Annotated in this window: 1 protein-coding gene; it reads left to right on the plus strand. The window is 65.2% G+C overall.

The genetic code is table 11. The annotated features are described in order from the left end of the window. Nucleotides 1-1,556 (plus strand): electron transport complex subunit RsxC (rsxC, locus tag EGI20_RS18490; RefSeq protein ID WP_498633159.1); only part of this gene is annotated, 1,556 nt, incomplete at both ends.

Genomic DNA, 1,556 nt, shown 5'->3' on the forward strand with positions numbered 1-1,556 from the left:
ACGCTGGAGCAACTCATCGTCAACGGTGCCGAGTGCGAGCCATTTATCAGTTGCGACGACAGGCTGATGCGCGAACGCGCCGGCGAGATCGTGGACGGCATCCGCATCGCCGCGCAATTGATGCACCCGCGCACGGTGCTAATCGGCATAGAGGACAACAAGCCCGAAGCCATCATCGCGATGCGCGCGGCCTGCGCCAGCAGCGGTTTTGAAGTGGTCGCCATTCCCACCCTGTATCCGTCCGGTGGTGCCAAGCAACTTATCCGCATCCTCACCGGCAAGAAAGTGCCGCATGGCGTGCGTGCGACCGATATGGGCGTGCAGTGTTTCAACGTCGGCACCTTGTATTCGCTTAAGCGCGCCATGGTGGATGGCGAGCCGGTGATCAGCCGCATCCTCACCCTGACCGGCCATCTGGCACGCCCCGGCAATATCGAGGCGCGCATCGGTACACCGTTTGCCCATCTGCTGGCCTGGGCCGGCATCCAGCCAGACAGCGAAGGCGTGATCATGGGCGGGCCGATGATGGGCTTCGACCTGCCTTCGCTGGAAGCAGGGGTGTCCAAGGCCAGCAATTGCCTGATTGCCAAAAGCGCCCAACTGTTTCCGCCGCGCCCGCCAGCCCTGCCCTGCATACGCTGCGGCGAATGCGCCAGCGTATGCCCGGCCGAATTGCAACCGATGGATCTTTACTGGTTTGCCAAGGCCAAAGATCTGGGACGGGCGCAGGAAGCCGACCTGTTCGACTGCATAGAGTGCGGTGCCTGCAGCTATGTCTGCCCCAGCCAGTTGCCGCTGGTGGATTTTTACAAATTCGCCAAGGACGAGATCTGGGCGGCCGAGCGCGACAAAAAGGCCGCCGATCGCGCCCGCATGCGCCACGACTTCCGCCAGTTGCGTCTGGAACGCGACAAGGCGGAAAAAGCGCAGCGTCTGGCCGCACGCGCCACACCCGCACCGGCCAGCAGTGCCGCACCCGACCCGGACAAGGCGGCCGCCATCCGCGCCGCCATGGCGCGCGCCGCCGAGAAAAAAGCCGAAGACAGTCACGCACCCGCCAAAACGCCATTAAGCGACGACGCCAAACGCGCGGCGATTGAAGCTGCCATGGCGCGCGCCGCCGCCAACAAGGCTGCGCGCGAATCCGCCGTCAGTACAGCGGCTGCGCCGGGAGATGAAGCCAAACGTGCGGCAATTGAAGCGGCGATGGCGCGCGCTGCCGCACGCAAAGCCGCACAGGCTGCCGCGACAGGTGCGGAGGCAGAAGCGGTGCCAGCCGCGATACCTTCCCAAGCTAAACCCGCCATCGACGACACCAAGCGCGCCGCGATTGAAGCGGCCATGGCACGCGCCGCTGCGCGCAAAGCCGAACAGGGGGTAGATGTAGGAGCGGCGTCAGCCGCGATGCCTTCCCAAGCTAAACCCGCCATCGACGACGCCAAGCGCGCGGCCATCGAAGCGGCCATGGCGCGCGCCGCCGCGCGCAAAGCCGAACAGGGGGTAGAGGTAGGAGCGGCGTCAGCCGCGATGCCTTCCCAAGCTAAACCCGCCATCGA

Source organism: Aquitalea sp. S1-19 (assembly GCF_024343515.1).